Raw genomic sequence first — 20,877 nt, forward strand, 5'->3', positions numbered from 1 at the left:
GCTTCAACCGGTGAATGATGATGGATGATTCGATGTGCGATCGATCAGGCAAGCGTGAGCGTGACGTCGATGTTGCCGCGCGTCGCGTTCGAATACGGGCACACGAGGTGCGCGCGGTCGATGAGCGTTTGCGCGATGTCGCGATCGAGGCCCGGCAGCGAGATCTTCAGTTCGACTTCGATGCCGAAGCCGTTCGGGATCGCACCGATGCCGACGCTGCCTTCGATGGATGCGTCCGCGGGCATCGCGATCTTGTCGCGGGCCGCGACGAACTTCATCGCGCCGATGAAGCACGCGCTGTAGCCGGCGGCGAACAGTTGTTCGGGGTTCGCGCCTGCGCCGCCCGCGCCGCCGAGCTCGCGCGGCGTGGTCAGCTTCAGGTCGAGGTTGCTCTCGGGCACCGTGGCGCGGCCGTCGCGGCCGCCTGTGGCTTTTGCATGGGCGCGGTACAGCACTTTTTCGATCGACATGACAGACTCCTTTTCAACAAATGAATGAAACAGCCTTCGAACCGGGGACCGCGTGCCGACAGCCTTGCTGCCGGCGTTGCGCTTATTTATCTACTCATAGATAGATAAACGTCCCCAAAAAATGCAGAGGGTTGAACCATCTGCGCCAACAATCTATCTACCTGAAGATAGACAAAGAGATCCAATAAAAAGGCGGCGAACCGCCTCGCTGCTTGCGCGCTCCGTCAGGACCGCGTTTTCCAGACGGCCTCGACATCCTCGAGGCGCGCCCGCGTATGAAACAACCGGCTGGCCAGCACACTGCCCTGGAACGCCGCGTACAACGTGCGCGCGGCCGTTTCGGGCTCACCGCTGAACTGCAACGTGCCTTCCTGCGCGCCCTGCGCCAGCAATTCCGCCAGCCAGCTCTCGTTGGCCTTGAAGAACGCCTGCACGGCCTGCCGCACGTTCTCCGGCAACGTTTCGATGTCGGCCGCGAGCATCCCGCACAGGCAGATCAGGTTGCCGTCGCCCAACGTGCGGCCGAACATCTTCGTGTACAGGCTCAGCTTCACGTCGGCCGGCAACGCCGGATCGATCGCCCGCATGGCCGAGAGGACCTCGTCGCTATAAACCGCCACCGCTTCCAGCACGAGGTCGTCCTTCGACGGGAAGTAATAGTGGATGCTCGACGTCTTCACGCCCACCAGGTCGGACAGGTCTCGGTAGCTGAAGCCGTTGTAACCGCGCAGCATCATCAGCGTGATCGCGTGGTCGAGAATCTGTTCGCGGACGGTCGGTTTCGTTTCCATGGAGCGAACTTTATCTACTCATAGATAGACAGTCAAGGGATTTTTTTGGGGCGCGATATGCGCCCTGTCCAGCGCCCTACCCGCGCTCGCCCTCCAATGGCTGCCCAACGCATGCGCCCGGCTTGGAAAGCGTCCGAACCGGCGTACGTCAAACAGGCACCGTCATGCTCACTGCGGCTTCAACATCCGCTGAATGATCGTCCGCAACATCGCGCGATGCGCGCGCGGCTTGAACCCCGGCTCGAACACGACCCGCCCGACCGCGCCTTCCGCGAGCGCGAGCAGCCAGGTCGCGACAAGATCGGGCTTCAGGCTGCCGTCTATCTTCCCTTGCGCCACACCGCGCTTGATCAGCGCGACCATCCGCCCTTTCACCTGCGCCTCGTTCGCCGCGAACAGCGCGGCAACATCGGGATTGCGCGTCGCTTCCGCCGCCGTCTCGATGCTGATGCGCGCATAGACGGGATCGCTCGACAGTTCCATCAACGCCAGTGCGATCTCCTCGATCGCGGCCAGCGCGTCGTCGGCGTCCGCATGCCGCGCGAACAGGTCGGCCATCTCGCGCTGGTCGTCCTGCGCGATCGCCTCGATGATCGCCGCCTTCGTCGGGAAATAATGAAACAGGTTGCCGGGGCTCATGCCGGCCGCCTTGCAGATCGCGGCCGTGGACGTCGCATGGAAGCCGTCGCGCGCAAAACACTCGATCGCGGCATCCAGGATCTGGCGCCGCTTCGCTTCCACTCTTTCAGGGTCGATCTTTCTCAACAGGCACTCCGTACTCGACGATGACTCAAATATTTATTAGACTAACCAGTCGATCTATTATCGTGGCGATGCCCCGCAGGCGTCAAGGTAGCGTGCCGATGTCCGTGCCGCCTGCGACATCCGCTCACACCACCACACCGAGGGTCTCTTGAAACGAATCGTCATTGCCGGCATTGCGCTCGTCCTGTTCGTGTTCGCCGCCGGTGCGCTCGTGCTGCGCGGCCTGGCCGACTTCGAGCTGAAGGGCGCGAGCGTGTCGACGCTCACGTTCCGCGCCGGCGGCGCCGACCTCGTCGGCACGCTTGCGCTGCCGGCCCATGCACCCGGAGCGCCGATTGTACTGCTCGTCCACGGTGACGGGCCGCGCACCCGCTTCTCCGACGACACAATGCTGCCGCTCGTCAACAGCCTGCTCGATGCCGGCATCGGCGTGTTCGCATGGGACAAGCAAGGCACCGGCCGCAGCGGCGGCGACTGGCTCGCGCAATCGATGCAGGATCGTGCGAACGAAACGATCGCCGCGATGGCGCGCGTGCGCGCCACCGTCGGTCCCGCGCACAAGATCGGCCTGCTGGGCTTCTCGCAAGGCGGATGGGTCATTCCGCGCGTCGCGAATGCAGTTCGGCCCGCGTTCTCGGTGATCGTCGGCGGCGCCGTCAGCTGGCGCCGGCAAGGCACCTACCTGACGCGGCAGCAGCTCCAGGCAACCGGCCTGCAGCCGGATCGAATCGATGCGACACTGGCCGCCGAGCGACGCGACAACGACGAAATCTTCGGTCGGTCGAACGTGCCGGCCGATCCGAACCGCCGCCCCGACATCGAGCCGCGCCGCTTCGGCTTCATCGCACGCAACTACCTGGAGGATTCTTCGCAGGCGCTCGCGACGATGCAGGGGCCCGTGCTGGCCGTATGGGGCGCGCTGGACCGCAATGTCGATCCGGTCGACGAGGCGAACGCTTACACGCATGCCTTCGCGAACCGGCCCGACCGGCGCGTGATGGTCGTGGCCGGTGCGACGCACGGGCTGCTGCGCGCCGGCTGGTTCGACTACCAGCTCGAGTCCGACTGGCCGACGTGGAAGACATGGCTGTACATGGCGCTCGGCCGCCACGCGTATGCGCCTGGCGCGCTCGGCCCGATCGAAGCCTGGGTCCGTGCGCAATGAACACGTGTGCAACATGGCGGCATCGCGACTGGCGCCGCGCATGAAGCACGCAGTACCGGCTGCGCCGATCGGCGCAGCCGCATCAAGGAGAGGTTCCAATGTTTTCGTGGTTTGAACGGCGCCTGCCGACTTTCCCGCTCGAAGATCCCGCCACGCCGCCGAAGGGATTCTTCTCGTTCGTCTGGGCGTGCACGAAAGGCGCGCGCAGCTGGATCCTGCTGATCGCGCTCACCTCGGCTGCGCTGGCCGCATACGAAGCCGCGCTGTTCGCGATGATGGGCCGCGTGGTCGACTGGCTCGCGTCCGCGACACCGGCGGAGTTCGGCGGCCGGCACTTCGGCACGCTCGCCGGTTTCGCGGCGATTCTCGCCGGCAGCACGTTGCTGATCGCGCTGCATACGATGGTCAAGCACCAGGTGCTCGCGATCAACTTCCCGATGCGGCTGCGCTGGCTGTTTCACCGGCTGATGCTCGACCAGAGCCTGTCGTTCTACGCGAACGAGTTCGCGGGCCGCGTGACGACCAAGATCATGCAGACCGCGCTCGCGGTGCGCGATGCGCTGTTCATGTCGGTCGACGTCGTGATCGGCGTCGCCGCGTACCTGATCGGCATCCTTGCGCTCGCGGCCAGCTTCGACTGGCGGCTGATGATCCCGCTCGTGCTGTGGGCGCTCGGCTACGGCGCGGCGTGCGCGTTCTTCGTGCCGCGCCTGGGCGCCGTCGGCAGCCGCCAGGCCGATGCGCGCGCGCTGATGACGGGCCGCATCACCGACGCGTATTCGAACATCACGACCGTGAAGCTGTTCTCGCATACGCGGCGGGAAGCCGATCACGCACGCCGCGCGATGGAAGCGTTCAAGGCGACCGGCGACGCGCAGATGCGCCTCGTCAGCGCGTTCGAGGTCGTCAATCACCTGCTGTCGACGCTGCTGCTGGTCGGCTCGACCGGCCTCGCGCTGTATCTGTGGATGCACGGCGAGGTGAGCGCGGGCGTCGTCGCGGCGGTGATCGCGATGGCGCTGCGCCTGTCGAGCTATTCGCACTGGATCATGTGGGAGATGACCGAGCTGTTCGAGAACGTCGGCACGATCCAGGACGGCATCAATACGCTGACGAAGGTGCGCAGCGTGGTCGACGCGTCCGATGCGAAGCCGCTCGCCGTGCAGCGCGGCGGGATCGTGTTCGACAACGTGCAGTTCGCGCACGAGGACAACGACCGCGCCGTGTTCGACGGGTTGAACCTGACGATCCGGCCCGGCGAGCGGATCGGCCTGATCGGCCGCTCGGGTGCCGGCAAGTCGACGCTCGTGAACCTGCTGCTGCGCTTCTACGACGTGGGCGGCGGCACGATCCGGATCGACGGGCAGGACATCGCGCACGTGACGCAGGACAGCCTGCGCAGCGCGATCGGGATGGTCACGCAGGATACGTCGCTGCTGCACCGGACGATGCGCGAGAACCTGCTGTACGGGCGCCCCGACGCAACCGAGCGCGAGATGCACGAGGCGGCCGTGCGCGCGGAAGCGTCCGAGTTCATCGACCGGCTGCGCGACCGCCACGGGCGCAGCGGCTACGACGTCGAGGTCGGCGAACGCGGCGTGAAGCTGTCGGGCGGCCAGCGGCAGCGCGTCGCGATCGCGCGCGTGATGCTCAAGGACGCGCCGATCCTCGTGCTCGACGAAGCGACCAGCGCGCTCGATTCCGAGGTCGAAGTCGCGATCCAGCGCAGCCTCGACGGCCTGATGAGCGGCAAGACGGTGATCGCGATCGCGCACCGGCTGTCGACCATCGCGGCGATGGACCGGCTGATCGTGCTCGACGAAGGGCGCATCGTCGAGGAAGGCACGCACCAGCAGTTGCTGCAGGCCGGCGGCATCTATGCGGCGCTGTGGGCGCACCAGAGCGGCGGGTTCCTCGGCGAAACGGCGGACGTGGAGAAGGCGGAGCAGTAGGCGGGACCGCTGTGGCAACATGGCGGCACGGCGATCGCCGGCCGGTTCGGCCACGATCGCTTTCCCGACGGCCGGACGCCAGCGCCCGGCTTCCCGCCGCCCGACACAGATCCAAGGAGCCCGTATGACCACGCGACCGGATATCGCCACTGCGCTCGACGCGCCCGATTCGGCGCTCGAGGAAGACGAGCAGCGATTCGTGAGCCAGATTCGCCAGCACGGATGGTTCCGCACGGAAGTGTTTGCGGAAGGGGACGATCCAGGGTTCTCGTTCACGACCGGGCTGTGGGTCAATCACGGCTTTCCGGAAATCATCGTGTTCTCGTTGCCGGCGCGCATCGTCCACGACGTGCTGTGGGACGTCTACCGGATGGTCGCGGCCGGCACGCCGCCCCCGGTCGGCGAAGTCACCGCATCCGTCTACGCCAAGGCGAACGCGCTCCTCATGCCGGTCGAAAAAGCCCACTACGAAGCCCATCTCGGCTGGAACCGCTGGTTCTACGGCAACGACGACTTCCCGTGCGTCCAGCTGCTGTGGCCCGACCGCGACGGGGTTTTCCCGTGGCAGCCGGAAGCGGACGACGCGTTGAACGCCGCGCAGCCGCGGCTGTTCGCAGCGGGCGACGCCTGACGCTGATCCGCGCACCGGATTGCGCTGCACGCCGCTCGCGTGCCGCGCCACCCAACGCTACAACCGCACGACCGTCGACTTCAGCTCGGTGTACTTGTCGAGCGCATGCAACGACTTGTCGCGACCGTTGCCCGACTGCTTGTAGCCGCCGAACGGGAAGTTCAGGTCGTCGCTGCCGTCGCCATAGCAGTTGACCCACACGGTGCCCGCACGCAGCCGCCTCGCAACGGCATGCGCGGTCGAGAGATCGGCCGACCACACGGCTGCGGCCAGTCCGTAGTCGGTATCGTTGGCGATCCGCACGGCCTCGTCGACGTCGTCGAACACGATCACCGACAGCACGGGCCCGAAAATCTCCTCGCGCGCGATCCTCGCATCGGGTTTCACCTCGAACACCGTCGGCTCGACATAGAACCCGCCCGTCTCCTCGCGCACGCGCGCGCCGCCCGTCACGAGGCACCCCTCGTCGCGCCCGGCGCCGATATAGCCCATCACGCGATCGAGCTGCATGCGATCGACGATCGCCCCCATCGTCACCGACGGATCGAGCGGATGTCCGGGCGCAAAGCGCCGCGACGCAGCGACCAGTTTCGCGACGAATGCCTCCTTGATGTCGCGATGCACGAGCAGGCGCGAGCCGGCCGTGCACACTTCGCCCATGTTGAAGAAGATCGCGTCGGCGGCCGCCTGCGCGGCGCGGTCGAGATCGGGGCAATCGGGCAACACGATGTTCGGCGACTTGCCGCCGAGCTCGAGCCAGACGCGCTTCAGGTTCGACTGCGCGGCGCACGCCATGATCTGCTGCCCCGTGCGTGTCGACCCGGTGAACGCGATGCAGTCGACGTCGCGATGCAGCGCGAGCGCCCTGCCCGGCTCCGCGCCGCCCGGCACGACGCTGAACACGCCGGCCGGCATACCGGCGTCGCACGCGAGCTGCGCGACGCGGATCGCGGTGAGCGGCGATTTCTCGGACGGCTTGAGCACCACGCTGTTGCCGGCCGCGAGCGCCGGCGCGAACTTCCAGGCGGCCATCAGCAGCGGGAAATTCCACGGCACGACGGCCGCGACGACGCCGATCGGCTCGCGCGTGACGAGCCCGACCAGATGATGGTCGACCGGCGCAACTTCACCGCCGACCTTGTCGATCGCTTCCGCATACCATTCGACGCAATGCGCGGCAGCCGGCACGTCGATCGCCGTGGTATCGGCGATCGGCTTGCCGGTGTCGAGCGTCTCGAGCAGCGCGAGTTCGTCGAGGTGCTCGCGCATCAGCGCGGCCCAGCGCTGCAGCACCGCCTTGCGGGCGCGCGGGTTCATGCCGGCCCAGCTCCGGGCGTCGAACGCGCGGCGCGCGGCCGCCACCGCGAGGTCGACGTCGTCGGCGCCGCAATCGGCCACGTGCGCGAGCACGCCACCGTCGATCGGGCTCACACAAGCGAAGGTCGCGCCGGTTTGTGCGTGGCGCGCCTCGCCGTCGACGAACGCGCGCCCTTCGATCCGCAACACGGCCGCGCGGGCCTGCCAGTCTTCGAATGTCGGTTGATTCATGCGTTTCCTCGTGAAAAGTCGCGCATCACGACCCGGTGAACGGATCGATCGGCGTGAAGATGCCCGCGCGTGCCTCGATCGCTTCGCCCGCGGCGAGACACAGCGCTTCCTGAAAGCGTCCGGCGACGACCTGCACACCGGTCGGTACGCCATCGCGGATGCCGGTCGGCACCGACAGCCCCGGCAGCCCGAGCAACGCGGTCGCGAGCAGCGGCCCCTGCCGGTCGATGATCGCGCGCATCGCGTCGTCGCCGTGCTGATCGGCGTCGATCGCGAACGGCCGCGCGCACGACACCGGCATCAGCAGGAGCGGATAGCGCACGAAGAACTGCTGCCAGTCGCGCAGCAGCGCAGTGCGTCGTGCCAGGCCGCTCATGTAGCCCTCGAGGTCGAGCGGCGTCGCGAGACGGCGCTGGCTCGCGAACGCGGTACGGATCGTGGTGTCGCCGTGCTCCATGATCACGTCGCCGAGGCCGCTGCGCGCTTCGTTGGTCACCAGGTCCAGCCACAGTTCGCACGCTTCGGTGAAGCGCGGCGGCTCCGCTTCCTCGACGATGCAGCCCGCGTCCTCGAGCCAGCGCGCGGCCTGCCGGATCGCATCGACCACCACCGGATCGGACGGCACGCCCGGTAGCGCCGGGCACACGGCCACCCGCGCGGGGAACGCGGCTTCGTGCGCCATCGGCGCGACCGGCATCCACCATGCGTCGCGCGCGTCGCCCGCCGCCATCGCGTCGAGCGCGAGCCGCAGATCGCCGACCGTGCGGGCGAGCGGCCCCTGTACGGAGGCGAGCTGCACCGCGAGCGTGCGGTCCTTCGACTGCGTCGGGTTGTACGCGGGCACGCGCCCGGTGCTGGGCCGCAGCCCGGCGACACCGCACGCGTAGGCCGGGTAGCGGATCGAGCCGCCCAGGTCGTTGCCGTGCGCGATCGCGCCGATGCCGGCGGCCACGGCCGCGGCGGCTCCCCCGCTGGACCCGCCCGGCGTGAGCGACGAATTCCACGGATTCGACGTGCGGCCGTGCAGGTCGTTGTCGGTGAACCAGCGGTACGAAAACGCCGGTGCATTGCTGCGCCCGATCACGATCGCGCCGGCCTTGCGCAGGTTCGCGGTCACCGGGCTGTCCTCGTGCGCGATCAGGTCTGAAAACGCGCGCACGCCGTTGGTCGTCGCGCGTCCGGCCGTGTCGACGTTGATCTTCACGGTCACCGGCACGCCGTGCAGCGGGCCGACCGGCGCGCCGCGCGCGATCGCGGCATCGGCAGCGGACGCGGCCTGCAACGCGCTGTCGGCCATCACGTCGACGATCGCGTTGATGACGGGGTTCACCGCCTCGAGCCGCTGCAGGCAGCTGCGCGTGAGTTCGGTGGCAGACACGTCGCGACGCGCGACGCGCTCGGCCATCTCGGCCGCGCTGAGACGCCACAATTCCTGGGTCATGAGTTGCTCCTCGTTGATCTCGATGGTTATCCGGAACCGGCCGCGCGCTACGCGCCCGGCTGTCCGACCTGCGGTGCGTGCGACGCATAGATCTTGCGGCACGTTTCGACGACTTCCCACGTGCCGCGAAAACCCGGTGGAATCACGAACCGGTCGCCGGCGCGCAGCACGCGTTCGCGGCCGTCCGTATCGCACACGATCGCGACGCCGCTCAGCATCTCGCAATACTCCGACTCGTCGTACTCGATCGTCCAGCGGCCGGGGGTGCATTCCCAGATCCCGCAGCTGAACTGCCCGCACGGGCTGATGTAGTGATGCGACAGCGTCTGCAGCGGATTGCCGTCGAGCAGCAGCCCGCTCGGCACGCGGCTCTGCGTGAGCTTCGCCGGTGCCCGCATCAGGTCGACGAGATGCGTGATGTTGGTCATGAGTGCCTCCAGGGCATGAGTGATTCGAAACGTTTCGGTGCCGCGCGGACGGGCCAGCCGCCCCGCGCGGGTCAGAGCAGGTCCATCATCCGGTGCCAGGCCATCGCGAGCGCCAGCATCGGCGTGCGCAGCGCCCGCCCGCCCGGAAAGTCGCGATGGCGAATCCGGCCGAACAGGTCGAAGCGCGCGGCCTGCGTGTCGATCGCTTCCGCGATCAGCCGCCCCGCGAGGCCCGTCACGTTGACGCCGTGCCCGGAGAAGCCCTGCGCGAAATACACGGTCGGCTCGAGCCGGCCGAAATGCGGCGCGCGATTCATCGTCGCGTCGATCAGGCCGCCCCACGCATAGTCGATTCGCACATCGGCCAGCTGCGGGAACGTCTTCAGCATGTCGCGCCGCATCGCGGCCGCGAGGTCGCGCGGCGTGTTCGTCGAGCTACTGGCCTTGCCGCCCCATAACAGCCGGCGGTCGCGCGTCAGCCGGAAATAATCGAGCGCCGAATTCGTGTCGCAGATCGCCGCATCGGCCGGCATCGTCTCGGCCGCGCGCGCGTCGCCGAGCGGCTCCGTCGCGATCAGGTACGTCGCGACCGGAATGATCTTGCGCGCGAGCGCGGGCGCCAGCCGCCCCAGGTACGCATTGCAGGCCAGCACGACATGACGGGCATCCACGTGCCCGCGCGCACACGTCACGCGGTGATGCGGCGCGGCGTGATCGAGCGCGAGCGCGGGCGTGTCCTCGTGGATCGTCACGCCGGCTTCGCGCGCCGCCCGCGCGAGGCCGAGCGTGTAGTTCAGCGGATGCAGGTGGCCGCTGCCTTCGTAGCGGAGGCCGCCGACGTAACGATCCGATGCGACGAAGCGATGCATGTCGGCGCGCTCGACGAATTCGTAGCCGCGATAGCCGAAGCGGCTCGCCGCGGTATCGCGCCACGCGCGCAGCGCATCGAGATGGCGCGGCTTGTTCGCGGCGGTCAGGTAGCCGAAGGTCAGGTCGCAATCGATGCCGTACCGCTCGACCCGCTGCCGGACGATATCGACCGACTCCAGCCCCATCGACCATACGCGCCGCACGTCGTCTTCCGGCAGGTAGGCCGAGAACGTATCGATATCGCACGCGTAACCGGCGATCAGCTGGCCGCCGTTGCGTCCGCTCGCGCCCCAGCCGATCTTCGACGCCTCGACGAGCACGACCGAATGGCCGCGTTCGGCGAGCTCGAGTGCCGCGGACAGGCCCGTGAGCCCGCCGCCGATCACGCACACGTCGGCCGTCACGGCCCCGTCGAGCGACGGGTGCCGCGCACGGTCGTTGGCTGTCGCTGCATAGTAGGACTGAACATGTTGCTGGTTTTCGAACTTGAGCATGTGCAAGACTCGCGAACGGCGTCGCGTCAGAACGCGTAGATGAGTTGAGTGGCAAGCAGGTCGTTCGACTTCTCGTATGACCCGTCGTGGCGCAGGAACACCTTGTTGCTCGCCCAGTCGTGCCGGTATTCGACCTTCACCGTCACTTGCTGGGTCGGATAGAACAGCAGGTCGAACGCGGCGGCCTGCCGCGTCGCGCCCTTGCACTCGAAGCCGACGCCGCCGTTCGCCTTCGACAGCGCGAGGCAGTCCGCATCGATGCCGAAGCCGTTGTACGGATCCATCCCGTTGCCGTTCAGGCCGATCGACGACCCGCCGCCGCCGTTCTTCCGGTTGACGAGCAGGTCGTAGCGCAGCGTCGCGCCCATGCGGCCGACCACCGGCGCATTGAACTTGCGGTGCGCGAGCAGCGACAGCCCGAACCACTGCGCGAGCCCGCCGTTGAACGCGCCGTGCTGCTGCTGGCCGTAGTCGAGCTCGGCGTTGTACTGCGCATCGGCGAGCGTGTAGGTCGCATCGGCTTCGCCGAAGAAGAACGCGCCGTACGCGCTCGGTGCGTTGCCGCCCACGCCGTAGCGCACGTTGCCGGTCGCCGGATCGACCGCGCTCGGCAGCGTCTGGCGGCCGATGCTGATCGAGCCGCCGACGTCGAGCGCGCTGCCGCGCAGGTAATCGACGCGCGCGGTGAAGGTCGGCACCTTGTTGCTCGTCGTGATCGGGTCGCCCAGCGCGTTGACGCCGGTCTGCGTCACCGCGCCCGCGCTGCGGAACTGCTCGTTGCCGACGAAGAACTTCCACGCCCAGTGGCCGTCCGCACTCTGGTAGTTGACGCCCGCGCCGATCGACGAGCCCGGATCGGAGAAGTCGTACAGCAGGTTGTGCGTGAGCGTGAGCATCTGGCTCGACTGCTGGTACTCGTAACCGGCGAACCCCGTCACGAGCCCGCCGACGAACGCGGTCGTCCCCGACAGCGGCACCGTGACGACCGCCGTGTTCACGATGTCGAGCCCGCTCGCGCCGCTGCCCGTCATCATCGACAGGCCTGCGCCACGGTTGGGCATCAGCGTGATTTCCGCGGACGGCGCGCTCGGGCCGACGCCGAACGTCTTCTTGATGTCGAGGAATACGTCGCCGAACGTGCTGTTGTAGTAGGTGTACGCGTTCTCGTGGTTCGCGAACTGGAACGACGACGTGCCGGCGCCCCGGTTGACCACATACGTCGGGTCGAGGTAGCCCGTCACCGACAGCCCCGCGATCGGCCCCGTGCGCGCGGCGTCGGTCAGCGAATCGACCTTCAGTTGCTGGTTTGCGACCTGCTGGCGGATTTCCGACACGTCGTCATTGGTCAGCACGGCGGTCGCCTGCCCGTAGCCAGGTGTGGACGGGTCAGCCGCAGCACCGGTCGCCGCGTTCGACGCGTTCGACGCGTCCGATGCGACCGGTGCGGCCGAAGGCTTCGCGCCGAGCTGCGATTGCAGCGCGCTCATCTGCCGTTGCAGCACAGCGATCTGCTGCTGCAGCGTCCGGATCTGGTCGGCGCTCGAGTTCGCCGCGGCCAGCCCCGGCAGCGCTCCGGCGATCAGCGCGCAGAGCATCTTCTTTTTCATGGAATGTCTCCTGGTCGTTCGTCACTTCGTGGGATGCGGGAGGTGGTCGTGCAGCGGCGGCGCGGCCGGTGGGCGCGCGGGCGGCACGACGGATGGCGACGCGGGGGGGCCGGATGCCTCGGACGCGGATGCCGCGTGCCACATCCGCGTGTCGCGCGCCTGCCGCCGCTCGCGGGCCAGCATCGCGCGGTTCACGACGACGACGCCGATCGTCACGGCCGTGATGAACACCGTGGCGAGCGCATTCATCTCCGGATTCAGCCCCATTCGCACACGCGAGAACACGACGAGCGGCAGCGTCGTCGACCCGGGGCCCGACAGGAACGCGGACAGGATCACGTCGTCGATCGACACCGTGAACGCGAGCAGCCAGCCGGACACCAGCGCCTGCGCGATCAGCGGCAGCGTGATCACGAAGAACACCTTCCACGGCCGCGCGCCGAGATCGAGCGCGGCTTCCTCGATCGAGCGGTCGAGCTCCTTCACGCGCGACTGCACGATCACCGCGACGAACGACAGGCACAGCATCACGTGGCCGATCCAGATCGTCAGCCAGCCGCGCCCGGCCGGCCAACCGAAGGTCTGTTGCATCGCGACGAACAGCAGCAAGAGCGAGATGCCCTGGATCACCTCCGGAATCACGAGCGGCGCATTGATCATCGCGGCATACAGCGTGAAACCGCGAAAGCGCCCCATGCGGGCGAGCACGAAGCCGGCCCAGGTGCCGATCGCGACCGACGCGGTGGCCGTCAGCAGCGCGATCTTCAGCGACAGCCACGCGACCGCCAGCAGTTCGCCGTCGTGCAGCAGCGCGCCGTACCACTTCAGCGAGAAACCCGTCCACACCGTCACGAGCTTCGACACGTTGAACGAATACACGACCAGGCTGACGATCGGGATGTACAGGAACAGGAAGCCCGCGCCCAGCACGCACGCGGACAGGATGCGATTCGCGCGGGTCATGGCTTTGCCTCCGCTTCGGTCTGGCTGTAATGGAGCAGCGCCATCGGCACGAGCAGCAGCAGCACCATCGTCACCGTCACCGCGGACGCCATCGGCCAGTCCATGTTGTTGAAGAACTCGTCCCACATCACGCGGCCGAGCATCAGCGTGTTCGCGCCGCCAAGCAGCTCGGGGATCACGTATTCGCCGACCGCCGGGATGAACACGAGCAGGCTGCCCGCGACGATGCCGTTCTTCGACAACGGCAGCGTGATGCGCCAGAACGCGGACCATGGCGTTGCGCCGAGATCGTTCGCGGCCTCGAGCAGCGTGAGATCCATCTTCACGAGGTGCGCGTACAGCGGCATCACCATGAACGGCAGGTACGAATAGACCATCCCGATGTAGACACCCGCGTCGGTGTGATACAGGCGCAGCGGTGTCGCGATCACGCCGAGCGCCGCCAGCACGTGGTTCAGCAGCCCGTCGTCCTTCATGATGCCGACCCACGCATAGACACGGATCAGGAACGACGTCCAGAACGGCAGCATCACGGCCATCATCAGCAGGTTGCGGCGGGCCGGCGCCGCACGCGCGATGCAGTAAGCGATCGGATAGCCGGCCAGCAGGCACATCAGCGTCGACGCCGCAGCCATCTTCAGCGAACTGACGTAGGTGTTCAGGTACAGGTCGTCCTGCAGCAGCAGCGCGTAATGCTTCAGCGACAGCACGACCTGCACGGTGCCGGCCTCCAGCCGCGCGAGTGCGGTGTACGGCGGGATGCCGAGCATCGAGTCGGCGAAGCTGATCTTCAGCACCAGCACGAACGGCAGTGCGAAGAAGACCGCGAGCCACATGAACGGCACACCGATCGCGACGCTGCGGCCCGACGGCAGGAAGCGCGACAGCGCAGCAAAGCGGCCCGGGCGGGCGCGGCGGGCGCCGGCGCTCGCGGCGCCGCTCGGCACCGGCGCGGACGGATTGGAAGCGGAGGTTCTCATCGTGGCGTCCTCACTGCGTCAGCACGACGCCGCTGGCCGGCGACCACGACACGAACACGTCGTCGTGCCACGCCGGTGCGTTGTCGTTCATCAGGTGCGAGCTCGACAGGTTCGACACGACCGTCTTGCCGCTCGGCAAGCGCACGTGGTACAGCGAGTAGCTGCCCATGTACGCGATGTCGGTCACGACGCCGCGCGCCCAGTTGTGTTTCGAGCCCGGCTTCTCGCGCGACACGTGGATGCGTTCCGGGCGCACCGAGATGCCGACCGGCATCCCGAGCGGGCCCGTGATGCCGTGGCTCACGACCATGCGTGCCTCGAGGTCTTCGCTCTCGACGAAGATGTGATCGGGTTCGTCCTCGACCACGCGGCCTTCGAACAGGTTGGTCGAGCCGATGAATTCGGCCGAGAAGCGGCTGTTCGGGAATTCGTACACTTCGCCCGGCGCGCCGATCTGCACGATCTTGCCTTCGCTCATCACCGCGAGGCGGCTGGCCATCGTCATCGCCTCTTCCTGGTCGTGCGTGACCATCACGCAGGTTACGTCGACCTTCTCGATGATGTTCACGAGTTCGAGCTGGGTTTTCTGGCGGATCTTCTTGTCGAGCGCGGACATCGGCTCGTCGAGCAGCAGGAGCTTCGGACGCTTGACGAGCGAACGCGCGAGCGCGACGCGCTGCTGCTGGCCGCCTGAAAGTTGATGCGGCTTGCGCTGCGCGTACTTGCTCATCTGCACGAGCGCGAGCGCATCGGCCACGCGCTCCTTGATCTCGTTCTTCGGCGTGCCTTCCTGCTTCAGGCCGAACGCGACGTTCGATTCGACCGTCATGTGCGGGAACAGCGCGTACGACTGGAACATCATGTTCACCGGGCGGCGGTACGGCGGTAGCGATGCGAGGTCCTCGCCGTCGACGAAGATCTTGCCGGTGGTGGCCGTCTCGAGCCCGGCGAGCATGCGCAGCAGCGTCGACTTGCCGCAACCCGAGCTGCCCAGCAGCGCGAACAGCTCGTTCTTCGCGATCGTCAGGTTCACGTTGTCGACGGCCGCGCTGTCGCCGAATTTCTTCACGACGTTTTCGATGCGCACGAAGGCGTCCGCATCGTGGCGGGCACCGGTCGCGACCGATACGGCAGGGAGCGTATGGATCATCGTCGTCTCCCTCAACCGCCCGACTTCAGTTGCAGCCACAGACGGTTCTGCATCCGTGCGATATCGGCGCTTCGCGGCATCGCGAGCGACGTCTTCGCGATCGTGGCATCGGACAGGTAGACGCTCGGGTCCTGCGCGATCGCCGGCGTCACGAACGTGCGCGCAGCCTTGTTCGCGGTCGGGTAGAAGATCTCGTTCGTGATCGCCGCGTTGGTCTTCGGCTCCTCGATGTAGTTGATCCACTTCAGCGCGGCTTCGGGATGCGGCGCATCCTTCGGGATCGCCATCACGTCGAACCACAGCAGGCCGCCTTCCTTCGGGTTCACGTAACGGATTTCGTACGCGCGCTTCGCATCCAGCGTGCGCCGCCGCGCGATGCCGACGTCGCCCGACCAGCCGAGCACGACGCAGACATCGTTGTTCGCCAGGTCGTCCGCATAGCCGGCCGAGCTGAACTGCGTGACATACGGGCGGATCTTCTTCAGCACGTCGTAGGCCGCCTGGTAGTCGGCCGGGTTCTTGCTCTCGGGATCCTTGCCCATGTACTGCAGCGCCGCCGCGAACGCGGCGTCCGGCGCGTCGAGCAGCGAAATGCCGCAGCCTTTCAGCTTCGCCGCGTTCGCCGGGTCGAACAGCAGCGCCCAGCTGTCGGTCGGCGCGTTCTCGCCGAGCCGCTTCCTGACCGCCTCGACGTTGTAGCCGATCCCCGTCGTGCCCCACGCCCACGGCACGCCGTACTGGTTGCCCGGGTCGGCCTTCGCGACCATCTTCATCAGCACCGGGTCGAGGTTCGCGAGATTCGGCAGCTTCGTCTTGTCGAGCTTCTGGTACACGCCGGCCTGGATCTGCTGCGCGAGATAGTTCGACGTCGGCACGACGATGTCGTAGCCCGAGCTGCCCGCGAGCAGCTTGGTCTGCAGCGTATCGTCGCTGTCGTAGCTGTCGTAGCGCACCTTGATGCCCGACTGCTTCTCGAAGTTGGGCACCGTGTCCTTCGCGACGTACTCCGACCAGTTGTACACGTTCAGGTTGGCATCGCCGGCATGGGCGGACAGGCTTGCCGCGAAGGCCAGCATCGCCGACGTGACAAGCGCGGCGCGCAACGCCGGTTGACGACGGATACGGATACGCATGGGGATTCTCCTTGTGATGGGGATCGGCCGTTGCGCCCGGTCCGGGTCCGGACTCGCGTCAACGCCGTCAAGCGGTGTTCAGCACAAGGGTCAATGTAGAGATCGCGGCCGGCAGCGTCAGTCCCGAAAACCGGGACAAACGGCGACGTCGGCCAGCGCCGTTTGGGTAGATTCCCGCGTAGGCAGTCGAAAATATTCGTGATACCTGTAGCGCCACCTGAAAATCTTCGACACACGACGTCATGAGCGCTGCGCTGCCCGCCCCCGATCTCCCGCTGAGCCACGTCGCGTTCGTGACCGAAACGCTGGGCGACATCGCCCAGGCCGTCGGGACGCCGCAGTTCATGCGCGCCGTCTACGACACGCTCGTGCGCTACGTCGACTTCGACGCCGTGCATCTCGACTACGAGCGCAGTGCCGCGTCCGGCCGGCGCAGCGTCGGCTGGATCGGCAGCTTCGGCCGCGAGCCCGAGCTGGTCGCGCAGGTGATGCGCCACTACTACCGCAGCTACGCGAGTGACGATGCAACGTACGCGGCGATCGAAACCGACAACGACGTGCAGTTGCTGCAGGTGTCCGCGCAGCGCGTCGCCAGCGAGCTCCGGCATCTGTTCTTCGATGCCGGCGACATTCACGACGAATGCGTGGTCGCGGGCGTGACGGGCGGCACGCGTTACTCGATCTCGATCGCGCGCTCGCGACGGCTGCCGCCGTTTTCGCTGAAGGAGCTGAGCCTGTTGAAGCAGCTTTCGCAGGTCGTGCTGCCGTTGGCCTCCGCGCACAAGCGCCTGCTCGGCGCGATCTCCGCCGACGACGCGCCACGCGACGAACTCGATCTCGACCTCGTCGCGCAATGGCTGCCGGAATGGCAGGAGCGCCTGACCGCGCGCGAAATGCACGTGTGCGCGTCGTTCATCCAGGGCATGACCTCGGCGGCCATCGCGCAATCGATGGGGCTCAAGACGTCCACCGTCGACACGTACGCGAAGCGCGCCTTCGCGAAGCTCGGTGTCGATTCGCGCCGGCAACTGATGACGCTCGTACTGAGAAACGCGTCGCGGCGGCACGCCGCATAGCGTCCCCGTGCACCGTCCGCCGGCCGGTTGCGCGCGCATCCATCTGCGCGCCGCCTCATAACGATCCGACAATTTATTGGTTCCCTCGACGATGCGCTATCCGTATCGTTCACCGACTCGTCAGACCAATCGACCAACGGGGGAATCCAACAATGAAACAGATCCGTTCATTCGCACTGCTCGCGCTGCCGGCCGCGCTCTATGCCGCCGGCGCCCACTCGCAAAGCAGCGTCACGCTGTACGGCATCGCCGATGCCGGCATTGCCTACGTGCACAACGCGCAGAACGCGAACGGCAGCAACGCGTCGAGCCTCGTCAAGTTCAGCAGCGGCAACCTGTCGGGCAGCCGCTGGGGGCTGCGCGGCACCGAGGATCTCGGCGGCGGCCTGGCCGCGCTGTTCCAGCTCGAGAACGGCTTCAACATCGGCACGGGCGCACTCGGCCAGGGCTCGCGCGAATTCGGCCGCAAGGCTGTCGTCGGCCTCGCGAGCAGCACGTACGGTACGGTGACGCTCGGCCGCCAGTACGATCCGGTCGTGGATCTCGTGCAGGGCCTCACGCAGGACAACTACTTCGGCGGCGTGTTCGCGACGCCGGGCGACCTCGACAACTACGACAACAGCCTGCGCGTCAGCAACTCGGTGAAATACACGAGCCCGCTGATCTCGGGCTTCCAGTTCGAAGGCCTGTACGGCTTCGGCGGCGTCGCGGGCGCCACCGGCAGCGGCCGCACGTACAGCTTCGGCGCAAGCTACGCGAACGGCCCGCTGTCGCTCGGCGCCGGCTTCTTCTACGCGAACGGCGGCTCCACGGTCGCGAACGGCGTGCGCACGTGGTCGAGCAGCTCGGACACGTTGTTCAACACCGTGATCAACCAGGGCTTCTCGAGCGCGAAGTCGATCCAGATCGTGCGTGTGGCCGGCCAGTACGTGGCCGGGCCCGCCACCTTCGGCCTCGCGTATTCGAATACGCAGTACGGCGCGGACACGCTGTCGGCATTCAGCCAGAACGCGAAGTTCAACAACGGCTCGGCGTTCTTCAACTGGCAGTTCTCGCCGGCGCTGCGCGCGGGCGTCGGCTACAACTACACGTCGCTGACGGGCCCGTCTTCCGCGCACTACAACCAGGTCAACCTCGGCGCGGACTACGCGCTGTCGAAGCGCACCGACCTGTATGCGCTGTTCGGCTACCAGAAGGCGAGCGGCAACACGCTCAACGCGAACGGCGCGATCGTGAAGGCCGCCGCGTCGGTCGGCTCGTACGGCGTGAATTCCGGCACCGATACGCAGGAACTCGCGATCGTCGGGATTCGCCACAAGTTCTGATCGCGTCGCAACACGACGACAACAACAACGACAGCCGGCAGGCGCGCACCGCGGTGCGCGCCTGCGGCGTTTACACTGTCGCGTTCACGTTCCGCACGACACAAGGAGGCCGGCATGCTGACCGTATGGGGGCGCCGCAACGCATTCAACGTCCAGAAGGTGATGTGGCTCGTCGACGAGCTCGCGCTCGCGCATCGGCACGTGCCGGCCGGCGGGCAGTTCGGCGTGCTCGACACGCCCGGATTTCTCGCGATGAACCCGCACGGGCGCGTGCCCGTGATCGACGACGGCGGCACGGTCGTCTGGGAGTCGCACAGCATCCTGCGCTACCTCGCCGCGCGTTACGGACGCCCCGGTTTCTGGCACGACGATCCGGCCGTACAGTCGCGCGCCGACCGCTGGATGGACTGGTCGCAAACCACGCTGCAGCCGACGTTCCTGAACGGCGTGTTCCGGGGCTTCTACCGGACGCCGCCCGAGCAGCGCGACACGGCGCGCGTCGAGCAAAGCATCGCGCAGTGCGCGCAACACTTCCGGACACTCGATGCGGTGCTGGCCGGGCAACCGTTTCTCGCGGGCGACGCGCTCACGCTCGCCGACATCGCGGCCGGTACGCATCTATACCGCTATTTCGAACTCGACATCGCTCGGCCGGATATACCCCATGTGCAAGCGTGGTACGAACGGCTGAAAGCGCGGCCCGCGTATCGCACGCACGTGATGATTCCGTTCGACGACCTGCGCGGCAAACTCGACTGAGCGGGCGCCGCGCCAACGGCGGGACGGCTTGTTGGAAGGTTGTAAGAACAACGGTGTAGGGTGCCGACCTGTACGCCCGCCGGATATGCATGCGTCGTCGCGACCGGGATCGTCGCCAGGCGGGTCATGGCTGACCAACCACGCAGGCAAGGTGATGAGCGCTCACGACGTTCCGGTCGACTTCGCTTTTCAGCAAGACACGGCGGCGGCCGTCCATCGAAACGCCGGCCTCGACGCATTGCGCGCGTGCCTGACGTTGCTGGTGGTCTTTCACCACTGCGCGATCACATACGGCGCGCTCGGCGGGTGGTACTACCACGAGGTGGCTGCCGGCCCGTCCGTGGAATCCGCACTGCTGACGCTCTTCTGCGCGATCAACCAGGCTTTTTTCATGGGCCTGTTCTTTTTCCTGGCCGGCTATTACACGTCGCCATCCATCGATCGCAAGGGCGCCGCGCGTTTCCTCGCCGACCGGTTCATCAGGCTCGGCCTGCCTCTGCTGGTGTACGGCTTCGTGATCGGCCCGGCAACGATCGCCCTTGCGCAATCGGGCGCAGGCCACCCGTTCGCGGATACGCTGGGCCGCCTGTGGCGCAAAGGCACGTTCGAGAACGGCCCGATGTGGTTCGCCGAGGCGCTGCTGATGTTCAGCGCAGTTGCAGTGCTCCGGCACATCGCTTTCGGGCGCACCGTGGCACGCGATACGAACCACCCCGCCCGGCACCCCTTTCCTTCCGACACGACGTTGGCCGCCGCGGCGTTGCTCACGGGTATCGCGGCACTGGCGTTGCGGTCCCGATGGCCGGTAGGTACCAACGTATGGGGGCTGCAGCTCGGCTACTTCGCGAGCTACGTCGTGTTGTACGCAGCCGGGTGCCGGACCGCGCGCGTGCACTGGATCGCGCATCTGCCGGCCCGGCAGGTCGGACTGTGGTGGCGCATCGCACTGCTGGCACTCCCTGTCCTGCCGATCGCTTACCTGCTCGCGAAGCACGTTCCTGCGTTGCGCGGCCGCCCGCAGGCCGTGATCTACGCGTTCTGGGAGCCGCTGGTCGCGTGGGGAACGAGCCTGTTTCTCGTCAGCCGTTTCCAGCGGCATTTCGATCGACTGACGGGCGCATGGCAGTCGCTGTCCCGTCGCGCGTACACGATCTACATCATCCATCCCCCGGTGCTGGTGGGTGTCGCCCTCGTATGGCGAACCGTGCCGGTGTCCCCGTTCCTGAAATTCGCCGTGACCGGCGGTGTCGCTTGCTTCACGTGCTACCTGATTGCCGGCCTCCTGCTCCGGGTGCCGAGACTCGCGTCGATCCTGTAAGCGTAGCCATG

At 67.0% G+C, this 20,877-nt stretch carries 19 protein-coding genes; 7 read left to right on the forward strand and 12 right to left on the reverse strand.

Going from position 1 to position 20,877, the window contains the following annotated elements:
• Positions 1 to 44 precede the first annotated feature (44 nt).
• The 3 genes from HAV18_RS38770 to HAV18_RS38780 form a co-directional block, all read right to left on the reverse strand.
• Entirely contained in the window at positions 45 to 470 is a 426-nt protein-coding gene (locus tag HAV18_RS38770; RefSeq protein WP_166966127.1) for an organic hydroperoxide resistance protein, read from the reverse strand.
• Positions 471 to 694: 224 nt separating this feature from the next.
• Positions 695 to 1,261, reverse strand: coding sequence for a TetR/AcrR family transcriptional regulator (locus tag HAV18_RS38775; protein ID WP_166966129.1), 567 nt, complete (start codon positions 1,259 to 1,261; stop codon positions 695 to 697).
• Positions 1,262 to 1,429: 168 nt separating this feature from the next.
• Positions 1,430 to 2,026, reverse strand: coding sequence for a TetR/AcrR family transcriptional regulator (locus HAV18_RS38780; RefSeq protein WP_166966131.1), 597 nt, complete (start codon positions 2,024 to 2,026; stop codon positions 1,430 to 1,432).
• A gap of 148 nt (positions 2,027 to 2,174) precedes the next feature.
• Between HAV18_RS38780 and HAV18_RS38785 the strand changes: the two genes are divergently transcribed.
• The 3 genes from HAV18_RS38785 to HAV18_RS38795 all read left to right on the forward strand — a co-directional run bounded on the left by HAV18_RS38785 (position 2,175) and on the right by HAV18_RS38795 (position 5,774).
• A complete protein-coding gene (locus HAV18_RS38785; protein ID WP_166966133.1) occupies positions 2,175 to 3,191 on the forward strand; it encodes a S9 family peptidase in 1,017 nt (338 codons plus the stop codon).
• A gap of 98 nt (positions 3,192 to 3,289) precedes the next feature.
• Complete coding sequence (locus HAV18_RS38790) at positions 3,290 to 5,143, forward strand: ABC transporter ATP-binding protein (RefSeq protein ID WP_166966135.1); 1,854 nt, start codon at positions 3,290 to 3,292, stop codon at positions 5,141 to 5,143.
• Between the two features lie 124 nt (positions 5,144 to 5,267).
• Entirely contained in the window at positions 5,268 to 5,774 is a 507-nt protein-coding gene (locus HAV18_RS38795) for a DUF4262 domain-containing protein (protein ID WP_166966137.1), read from the forward strand.
• Between the two features lie 57 nt (positions 5,775 to 5,831).
• Here HAV18_RS38795 and HAV18_RS38800 read toward each other — a convergent pair whose 3' ends face one another.
• From HAV18_RS38800 to HAV18_RS38840, 9 genes are all read right to left on the reverse strand, one after another.
• A complete protein-coding gene (locus HAV18_RS38800; RefSeq protein WP_166966138.1) occupies positions 5,832 to 7,322 on the reverse strand; it encodes an aldehyde dehydrogenase in 1,491 nt (496 codons plus the stop codon).
• A gap of 25 nt (positions 7,323 to 7,347) precedes the next feature.
• Entirely contained in the window at positions 7,348 to 8,763 is a 1,416-nt protein-coding gene (locus tag HAV18_RS38805) for an amidase family protein (protein WP_166966140.1), read from the reverse strand.
• 47 nt (positions 8,764 to 8,810) lie between these two features.
• Positions 8,811 to 9,191, reverse strand: coding sequence for a cupin domain-containing protein (locus HAV18_RS38810; RefSeq protein WP_166966142.1), 381 nt, complete (start codon positions 9,189 to 9,191; stop codon positions 8,811 to 8,813).
• Positions 9,192 to 9,262: 71 nt separating this feature from the next.
• Complete coding sequence (locus tag HAV18_RS38815) at positions 9,263 to 10,555, reverse strand: FAD-binding oxidoreductase (protein ID WP_166966144.1); 1,293 nt, start codon at positions 10,553 to 10,555, stop codon at positions 9,263 to 9,265.
• A gap of 26 nt (positions 10,556 to 10,581) precedes the next feature.
• Complete coding sequence (locus HAV18_RS38820) at positions 10,582 to 12,162, reverse strand: DUF3138 family protein (protein WP_166966146.1); 1,581 nt, start codon at positions 12,160 to 12,162, stop codon at positions 10,582 to 10,584.
• Positions 12,163 to 12,183: 21 nt separating this feature from the next.
• A complete protein-coding gene (locus HAV18_RS38825) occupies positions 12,184 to 13,125 on the reverse strand; it encodes an ABC transporter permease subunit (protein WP_166966148.1) in 942 nt (313 codons plus the stop codon).
• The gene (locus HAV18_RS38830; RefSeq protein WP_166966149.1) at positions 13,122 to 14,105 is read right to left on the reverse strand and encodes an ABC transporter permease subunit; all 984 of its coding nucleotides are present in this window, start codon (positions 14,103 to 14,105) and stop codon (positions 13,122 to 13,124) included. Before HAV18_RS38830 ends, HAV18_RS38825 begins: the two co-directional genes overlap by 4 nt.
• Positions 14,106 to 14,115: 10 nt before the next feature.
• Positions 14,116 to 15,255, reverse strand: coding sequence for an ABC transporter ATP-binding protein (locus HAV18_RS38835; protein ID WP_208102296.1), 1,140 nt, complete (start codon positions 15,253 to 15,255; stop codon positions 14,116 to 14,118).
• A gap of 11 nt (positions 15,256 to 15,266) precedes the next feature.
• Positions 15,267 to 16,388 carry a polyamine ABC transporter substrate-binding protein gene (locus HAV18_RS38840; RefSeq protein WP_166966151.1) on the reverse strand — a complete coding sequence of 374 codons (1,122 nt, stop codon included), beginning with the start codon at positions 16,386 to 16,388 and terminating at the stop codon, positions 15,267 to 15,269.
• Between the two features lie 242 nt (positions 16,389 to 16,630).
• Between HAV18_RS38840 and HAV18_RS38845 the strand changes: the two genes are divergently transcribed.
• The 4 genes from HAV18_RS38845 to HAV18_RS38860 all read left to right on the forward strand — a co-directional run bounded on the left by HAV18_RS38845 (position 16,631) and on the right by HAV18_RS38860 (position 20,866).
• Positions 16,631 to 17,464 (forward strand): helix-turn-helix transcriptional regulator, encoded by an 834-nt coding sequence (locus HAV18_RS38845; protein WP_166966153.1) that lies wholly within the window; start codon positions 16,631 to 16,633, stop codon positions 17,462 to 17,464.
• Between the two features lie 152 nt (positions 17,465 to 17,616).
• A complete protein-coding gene (locus HAV18_RS38850) occupies positions 17,617 to 18,789 on the forward strand; it encodes a porin (RefSeq protein WP_166966155.1) in 1,173 nt (390 codons plus the stop codon).
• 114 nt (positions 18,790 to 18,903) lie between these two features.
• Positions 18,904 to 19,548, forward strand: coding sequence for a glutathione S-transferase family protein (locus HAV18_RS38855; RefSeq protein WP_166966157.1), 645 nt, complete (start codon positions 18,904 to 18,906; stop codon positions 19,546 to 19,548).
• Between the two features lie 154 nt (positions 19,549 to 19,702).
• Positions 19,703 to 20,866, forward strand: coding sequence for an acyltransferase (locus HAV18_RS38860; protein WP_208102297.1), 1,164 nt, complete (start codon positions 19,703 to 19,705; stop codon positions 20,864 to 20,866).
• Positions 20,867 to 20,877: the final 11 nt, after the last annotated feature.

Source organism: Burkholderia sp. D-99 (genome assembly GCF_011605345.1).
In the GTDB taxonomy this organism is placed as follows: domain Bacteria; phylum Pseudomonadota; class Gammaproteobacteria; order Burkholderiales; family Burkholderiaceae; genus Burkholderia.